The sequence below is a fragment of the Desulfurivibrio nitratireducens genome (assembly GCF_044068515.1).
Lineage (GTDB): Bacteria > Desulfobacterota > Desulfobulbia > Desulfobulbales > Desulfurivibrionaceae > Desulfurivibrio.
In genome coordinates, this window is sequence record NZ_JBIPKI010000032.1 from 21,242 (window position 1) to 28,938 (window position 7,697).

Genomic DNA, 7,697 nt, shown 5'->3' on the forward strand with positions numbered 1-7,697 from the left:
GATGCAGATCAAAGCCGCAGAAATCAGCCAAATCATCAAGAGCCAGATCCAGGAATACGAAGCCAAAGTCGATCTCAGCGAGACCGGGACCGTCTTGTCGGTTGGTGACGGTATTGCCCGGGTATACGGAGTGGAAAACTGCATGGCCATGGAGCTGCTGGAGTTCACCGGCGGCATCTTGGGCGTGGCCCTGAACCTGGAACAGGATAACGTCGGTTGCGCGGTCCTGGGTGATGTTCGCCATATCAAAGAAGGCGACATCGTCAAACGGACCGGCCGGATCGCCGAAGTGCCGGTAGGCCCGGAGATGCTGGGTCGGGTGGTGGACGGGGTGGGCGCCCCTATTGACGGCCAGGGCCCGATTACCGCCAAGGAAACCCGCAAGATCGAGGTTCTGGCCCCCGGCGTTATCGCCCGGAAATCGGTCCATGAGCCCTGCTACACCGGAGCCAAGGCGGTGGATGCCATGACCCCGGTCGGCCGCGGCCAGCGCGAATTGATCATCGGCGATCGCCAGATAGGCAAGACCGCCCTTTGCGTTGACGCCATCATCGCCCAGAAGGACACCGACATGCACTGCATTTACGTGGCCATCGGGCAGAAGAAATCCACCGTGGCCCTGGTGGTTGAAGCCCTGCGCAAGCACGGAGCCATGGAATACACCACGGTGGTCGCCGCCTGTGCCTCCGATCCAGCCCCTATGCAGTACATTTCAGCCTTTGCCGGTACCGCCATGGGCGAGTACTTTCGCGACAACGGCAAGCATGCCCTGATCATCTACGATGACCTTTCCAAGCAGGCCGTTGCTTACCGCGAGCTTTCCCTGCTGCTGCGGCGGCCGCCGGGCCGGGAAGCCTTCCCCGGGGACATCTTCTTCAACCACTCCCGCCTGCTGGAACGATCTTCCAAGCTTTCCGACGAACTGGGCGCCGGTTCGCTGACCGCCCTGCCGATCATCGAGACCCAGGCCGGCGACGTTTCCGCCTATATTCCCACCAACGTTATTTCCATTACCGACGGCCAGGTTTATCTCGAGCCCAACCTCTTCTTCGCCGGGGTGCGGCCCGCCATCAACGTAGGTCTCTCGGTATCGCGGGTCGGTGGCGCCGCCCAGGTCAAGGCGATGAAGCAGGTTGCCGGTACCCTGCGCCTCGATCTCGCCCAGTATCGCGAACTGGCCGCCTTCGCCGGTTTCGGTTCCGATCTCGATGCCGCTACCCAGGCCCAGCTTACCCGCGGCGCCCGCCTGGTGGAAATCCTCAAGCAGCCCCAGTACCAGCCGCTGCCCATGGAAAAGCAAGTCAGCATCATTTTCGCCGGCACCAAGGGCTACCTGGACAAGCTGCCCCTGGATTTGGTGGCTGAATACGAAACCGGGCTTTATGAATACATCGAGAAAAACGAACCCAGCGTCTTCGATGATCTCAAGAGCAAGCAGCAGATCGACGCCGATCTCGAGGCCAAGATTCGCAAAACTCTGGAAGCATTCGGAGAATCCTTCAAGGCCGCCAAGGGCCTGAAATAAGATCCGGCTCAAGGAGGCGTTTCCATGCCTAGCCTGAAAGATGTAAAAACCAAGATCGGCGGGGTCAAGAAGACCGCCCAGATCACCCGGGCCATGAACATGGTGGCGGCGGCCAAGCTCCGGGGCGCCCAGAGCAAGATGGAGGCCTTCCGGCCCTACGCCGAGCAATTCCATGCGGCCATGGCCAATCTCTCCGCCGGCACCGGCGGGGCCACCTTCCCCCTGATGGAGGTGCGCGAGGTCAAGACGGTCGAGCTGGTGGTGGTGACCTCCGACCGGGGGCTCTGCGGCAGTTTCAACGCCAATATTCTCAAAATGGCCAAGCGCGCCGTGGCCCAGCTGCAAAGCGAGGGCAAAAAGGTCAGTGTGGTCTGCGTGGGCAAGAAAGCCCGCAACTTTTTTCGCAAAACCGGTTTGATGCGCCAGAGCTACGTTGACATCATGGGCACTTTCCAGATGTTCAACGCCCGGGCCATCGCCCAGGATGCCGCCGCCAACTTCCTGGCCGGCGAGGCCGACGAGGTCCGGATCATCTACGGTCGTTTCCACAGTATCGGCGTGCAGCGCCCCGAAGCGGTCAGCCTGCTGCCGGTCAAGCCGCTGGAAGGTGCCGAGGCCGCTACCGCCCCCAAGAGCCAGGCCGTCTATATTTACGAGCCCAGCCAGGAAGAGATCATGGAAGTGCTGTTGCCCATGTTTCTCAACGTGATGGTGTATCACGCCATGCTTGAGGTCAGCGCCAGCGAGCACGCGGCCCGGATGACCGCAATGGATAACGCCACCAGGGCCTGCAAGGATATCATCCAGAACCTGACCCTGATCTACAACAAGACCCGCCAGGCCGGGATCACCGCTGAACTGATGGATATTGTCGGCGGTGCCGAAGCCCTCAAGGGTTAAAATTGAAATTCGTTTTATTCCGTCGGGAATTAATGAACTCTACGTTTAGGAGGCTTGTCAGATGAGCGAGGTTAACACGGGGAAAGTTATTCAGGTCATTGGACCGGTAGTCGACGTGGAATTTGAACCGGGCAAGCTTCCCGAGATCATGAACGCCCTGCTGGTCAGCAATAAAGGCATCAGTGACGAGGAAGGCAACCTGGTTATCGAGGTTGCCCAGCATCTCGGCAATAACGTGGCGCGCTGCGTTTCCATGGACCAGACCGACGGTCTGGTGCGCGGCCAGGCGGTCAAGGACACCGGCAAGCCCATCGAGATTCCCTGCGGCCCCCCGGCCCTGGGCCGGATCATGAACGTGGTCGGCCGGCCGGTGGATGGTCTGGGCGCGATCACCTCCGACAAGATGCGGCCGATCCATAAACCGGCTCCGGCCTTCACCGAACAGGACACCGAGATCCACGTGCTGGAAACCGGCATCAAGGTTATCGATCTGCTGGTCCCCTTTCCCCGGGGCGGTAAGATGGGCCTGTTCGGTGGTGCCGGGTGCGGCAAGACCGTTATCATGATGGAGATGGTCAACAATATCGCCTTGCACCATGGCGGCATTTCAGTTTTCTGCGGGGTTGGCGAGCGGACCCGTGAGGGCAACGACCTCTACCATGAAATGAAGGAATCAGGCGTTTTGCCCAAGGCCGCTCTGGTTTACGGCCAGATGACCGAGCCTCCGGGAGCCCGGAGCCGGGTGGCCCTGACCGGCCTTTCCGCCGCCGAGTATTTCCGGGACGAAGAGGGCCAGGACGTGCTCTTCTTTGTTGACAACATCTTCCGTTTCACCCAAGCCGGTTCCGAGGTTTCGGCTCTGCTCGGCCGGATTCCTTCGGCGGTAGGTTATCAGCCCACTCTGGCCACCGACCTCGGCGCCCTCCAGGAGCGGATTACCTCCACCACCAAGGGCTCGATCACCGCCGTCCAGTGCGTATACGTTCCCGCCGACGACTTGACCGATCCGGCCCCGGCCACCACCTTTGCCCATCTCGACGGCACCGTTGTTCTCTCGCGGCAGATCGCCGAACTGGGTATCTATCCGGCGGTTGATCCTCTGGACTCCACCTCGCGGATTCTCGATCCCAACGTTCTGGGCGAAGAGCACTACCTGGTGGCCCGCGGGGCTCAGGTTACCCTGCAGAAGTACAAGGACCTTCAGGACATTATCGCCATTCTCGGTATGGACGAGCTTTCCGAGGAGGATCAGCTCACCGTGGCCCGGGCCCGGAAAATTCAACGTTTTCTTTCCCAGCCCTTTACCGTGGCCGAAACCTTCACCGGGATGCCCGGCAAATATGTGAAAGTTGAGGACACCGTCCGCGGGTTCAAGGAGATTCTGGAGGGCAAGCATGACGATTTGCCCGAGGGCGCCTTCTACATGGTGGGCAGCATCGACGAAGCGGTGGAGAAGGCCAACAAGGAAAAGACTCAGGCTTAAACCTGGAAGTGTCCAGCAGAACGCCTGGTGCGATCGGTTATCGGTTAAGCTTGGGGTCCTGCTGGCCCGTTGGCTCTGCTGCACCCTTGAATGCAGTCAGTTCCCCAGGTTATGGGCCACGATGAATAGTTATAATTGCGCGGAGGTTTAGGCATGGCAGCACTAATCCAGCTGGAAGTGGTCACCCCCAAGGGTGCGGTGCTCAGCGAGCAGGTGGAAATTGTCACCGCTCCGGGCTACGCCGGCGTTTTCGGGGTGCTGGCCAATCACGCCCCGCTTTTGAGCACGATCAAGGTCGGCACCCTGACCTACAAGCGGGACGGCCAGGAAAGTGTCATGATGGTCAGCGGCGGCTTCTGCGAGGTTTCCAGCAACAAGGTCACCTTCCTGGTGGAAAGTGCCGAACGCGGCACCGAAATCGACGCCGACCGCGCCCTTCGCGCCAAGGAACGGGCGGAGAAGCGCCTGGCCGCGGCTGTGGCCCAGCAGGAAAAAATTGACCGGGTCCGGGCCGAAGCCGCGCTCCAGCGGGCCCTGGCCCGCTTGAAGGCCGCCGGTCAACGGCAGGCTAAATAAGTTCGTTTTTTCTCAGACTGGCGAGCGCAGTTCCGCTTGGCAGGGAGTTGCGATCCGCTGATTCATGCCTGCCTCAGTTCGGCGGCAAATCAGTTTGCCCATTGTCTCAAGGTTTTCGGGGCCGCGTACCCTGGTGGTGCCTGCTGCCTCAGCCGCCGGGCCTCCGGCAAAGTAAAAAACGCCCTGTTTACTGTATCTGGCCGTCCGCGGATTCTTTCCCGGTCGGCCTTTTTTATGTCCTTGAGCCGGCAAATCCCGGGGCCGGATTTTGCCCCGGTCACCGGCCCGTTACATCCCCATTTTGTCAGGTACCGGTTTTCGGCCCGGTGGTGGGACCAACTGAGTGGCCATGGCCGGGGTAACATGCCGGTGCCGCCCCGAGGGTGCCCGCTGTTAATAATATCCTCGAAATCAGGTGGATTTTTACCGGCGGAGTTTTATGCATGAAATATCATTTAAAATGAGTATAATAATACTTTTGTTTTGCACGTTTATTGGGGACGGCGCCGGCCGTAGTGCAAAATAAAGTTTGCCATGGATACATCAACTAGGAGGGATGGATACAATGGATATCAAGGAGCGGATGGCGATACCTCGCCAGCGCCCCCGGGAATTGCCGGTGGCCGAGCGGATTACCAATTTCGATGAAGTGGTATTTGGTTTTGACGAGGAAACCGCCCGGCGGGAGGCCGAACGCTGCCTGCAATGCAAGAAACCCAAGTGCCGGGAAGGATGCCCGGTGCATAATGATATCCCTGGCTTTATCCGCCTCCTGCGGGAAGGTAAAATTGAAGAAGCGTACTGGCTTGACCGCCGGACCAATACCCTGCCAGCCGTTTGCTCCCGGGTCTGTCCCCATGAATTCCAGTGCGAAGGCTATTGCGTGCGGGGCAAGAAGGGAGATGCGGTGGCTATCGGGATGCTGGAACGTTATATCGTTGACTGGATGATGGCCAACGGCAAGAACATCCTGCAACCCTGCGCCCTGCCAAACGGCAGAAAGGTGGCGATCATCGGCTCCGGTCCCGCCGGGATGTCGGTGGCTCATTACCTGGCCAAGGAAGGCTACTCCTGCACCATTTTTGAAAGTCTGCCCATCAGCGGCGGCATGCTTATCGTTGGGATCCCCGCCTATCGCCTGCCCCGGGCCGTCATCGCGGCGGAATTCGAGGCCCTGCGCCAATGTGGAGTGCAGGTTGTAACCGGAGTGACCATCGGCCAGGATATCACCTTGGATGACCTCAAGGAGCAGGGCTACGAAGCGATCTTTCTCGGCCCGGGAGCCCATGTGAGCCGCAAGCTCGGGGTGGAGGGGGAAGATCTGGCCGGGGTGGTTCACGGAGTCGATTACCTGCGCAGGGTCAACCTGGGCGAGCAGGTCAACCTGGGCCGCAATGTGGTGGTGGTGGGAGGGGGCAATGTCGCCATCGATTGCGCCCGGACCGCCCTGCGCACCGGTTCCGACCAAGCCTTCATCCTCTATCGCCGTGGCCGCGACGAAATGCCCGCTTCCCGGGCCGAGATTCACCACCTGGAGGAGGAGGGGGTAAGGGTTGAAACCCTGGCCGCGCCGGTCAAAATCCACGGGGAAAACGGCCGCCTTACCGCCGTCGAATGCATCCGCATGCAGCTGGGGGAATGTGATGCCTCCGGCCGCTGCCGGCCGGTGCCCATCGAGGGCAGCAATTTCATGATCGAGGCCGATGCCGTCATTCCGGCCATCAGCCAGAATGTCGACATCGGCGCCGGCAGCGGCCTCAATCTGGCCTTGAGCCGCTGGGGCACCTTCGAGGTGGATGAAACCACCCTGCAGACTTCGGTTTCCTGGGTTTTCGCCGCCGGCGACGCGGTGCTGGGGCCTCAGACCGTGGCCAAGGCAGTTGCCCAGGCCAAGGAGGCGGCCGAATCCATCCATCGCCTGCTGCAGGGCCAAGACCTCAAGGCAGGGCGCTTAAGCCCGCAGGCCGCCTGACCCAGATCCCCGGCTGCGGCCCTTGGCTTTGAAGCAGCATATATCTTGCCTGGCAAACGGGCGGCAGCATCGCTGCCGCCCGTTTAGCGTTCGGCCAGGCTTAGGTTGGCGGCGTACTCGCCGATTCCTGCGGCAATACCCTGGGCCAGGCGGTTGAGATACTGCTCGTCGGTCAACAGCCGTTCTTCTTCCGGGTTGCTCATAAAACCCACTTCCACCAGCACTGCCGGCATCCGGGCTCCGACCAGGACCACGAAAGGCGCCCGGCGCACGCCCCGATCAATGATGCGGCCGTCGTAGGCCCGGCGCAGGGAGGTTACCGTGGTCTGGTGAACGTGTTCGGCCAGCTGGACCGACTCCTGGAGCTTGGTGTGGTTGAGCAGTTGCTGGATGATCCCCTGGAGATCGCTGAAGCTGCGGGCCGAGGAAGCGTTTTCCCGGGCCGCCGTCCGCATGGCCTCATCATCGCTGGCCAGCATGTCGAGAACATAGGTTTCCACCCCCCGGGCCTGGCGGTTGGGCGCCGAATTGACGTGCACCGAAATAAAAAGATCGGCGTCCTTGCTGTTGGCGATGGCGGTCCGCTCCTCCAGGGCCAGAAAAACATCCCGGTCCCGGGTCAGGTGAACCTCGCTGCCCTGGCGGCGCAACTCCGCCGCCAACAAGCGGGAGATCCGCAAAGTCAGGTCTTTTTCCTTGATGCCCGTGGCGCTGACAGCCCCGGGATCCTTGCCGCCGTGGCCGGGATCGATGACAATCCGGCGGACTCCCAGGCCCAGTTGCCGGGCCAGGGAAAGAGGGGCCTCCCCGCCCGGGCGGGCCAGGATCGGCGGCGGGTCGGGCAGCCGGGGAGGGGGTGGAGCCGGCCGGCCCATGAGGTCGATCACCACCCGGAAGGGATTGTCCAGGCTGAAAATCTTGTAATCATCAATCCGGGACTGGGTCTCGAGGACCAGGCGGACGCTGTTGCCGGTGGGCTCGAGATGGCTGACCTGCTTGAGCAGGCCGTCTTTGACCGGCACGGTCCCGGCCTTGACCCGCGGGCCCAGTCTGGCCCCGATTAATTCCAGGGAGAGCTGCTGGGACTGCTGTTCGTGGTCCTGCAGATGAGCGTGGAAGGTCACGGGAGCGCTGGTTTCGATGACCACCCGGGTGTAGGTGTCGCTGGACCAATGGCGCACCGGCATGATTTCGGCCAGCTCGGCGGCTTTGGCCGGGGCGGGAGAGGCGGCCCGGACGGC

At 61.3% G+C, this 7,697-nt stretch carries 6 protein-coding genes; 5 read left to right on the forward strand and 1 reads right to left on the reverse strand.

Translation table 11 applies throughout. The features are described from left to right. Window position 1: 1 nt before the first annotated feature. From atpA to ACHHTY_RS08705, 5 genes are all read left to right on the forward strand, one after another. Window positions 2-1,525 (forward strand): F0F1 ATP synthase subunit alpha, encoded by a 1,524-nt coding sequence (gene atpA, locus ACHHTY_RS08685; protein ID WP_395493714.1) that lies wholly within the window; start codon window positions 2-4, stop codon window positions 1,523-1,525. A gap of 24 nt (window positions 1,526-1,549) precedes the next feature. Beyond that, on the forward strand, window positions 1,550-2,425 hold the full coding sequence (gene atpG, locus ACHHTY_RS08690; RefSeq protein WP_395493715.1) for an ATP synthase F1 subunit gamma: 876 nt from the start codon (window positions 1,550-1,552) through the stop codon (window positions 2,423-2,425). Between the two features lie 61 nt (window positions 2,426-2,486). After that, complete coding sequence (atpD, locus tag ACHHTY_RS08695; protein ID WP_395493716.1) at window positions 2,487-3,908, forward strand: F0F1 ATP synthase subunit beta; 1,422 nt, start codon at window positions 2,487-2,489, stop codon at window positions 3,906-3,908. Window positions 3,909-4,061: 153 nt separating this feature from the next. Beyond that, a complete protein-coding gene (locus ACHHTY_RS08700; protein WP_395493717.1) occupies window positions 4,062-4,484 on the forward strand; it encodes a F0F1 ATP synthase subunit epsilon in 423 nt (140 codons plus the stop codon). Between the two features lie 556 nt (window positions 4,485-5,040). Beyond that, complete coding sequence (locus ACHHTY_RS08705) at window positions 5,041-6,456, forward strand: NAD(P)-dependent oxidoreductase (RefSeq protein ID WP_395493718.1); 1,416 nt, start codon at window positions 5,041-5,043, stop codon at window positions 6,454-6,456. A gap of 83 nt (window positions 6,457-6,539) precedes the next feature. On the opposite strand, the gene ACHHTY_RS08710 is transcribed toward ACHHTY_RS08705, so the two are convergent. After that, window positions 6,540-7,697 (reverse strand): N-acetylmuramoyl-L-alanine amidase (locus tag ACHHTY_RS08710; RefSeq protein WP_395493719.1); only part of this gene is annotated, 1,158 nt, incomplete at its 5' end.

Excerpts from the sequence above, each read along its gene's own strand:
- atpA (WP_395493714.1), top strand. The coding sequence starts at position 2 with ATGCAGATCAAAGCCGCAGAAATCAGCCAAATCATCAAGAGCCAGATC.
- ACHHTY_RS08700 (WP_395493717.1), top strand. The coding sequence starts at position 4,062 with ATGGCAGCACTAATCCAGCTGGAAGTGGTCACCCCCAAGGGTGCGGTG.
- ACHHTY_RS08705 (WP_395493718.1), top strand. The coding sequence starts at position 5,041 with ATGGATACAATGGATATCAAGGAGCGGATGGCGATACCTCGCCAGCGC.
- atpD (WP_395493716.1), top strand. The coding sequence starts at position 2,487 with ATGAGCGAGGTTAACACGGGGAAAGTTATTCAGGTCATTGGACCGGTA.
- atpG (WP_395493715.1), top strand. The coding sequence starts at position 1,550 with ATGCCTAGCCTGAAAGATGTAAAAACCAAGATCGGCGGGGTCAAGAAG.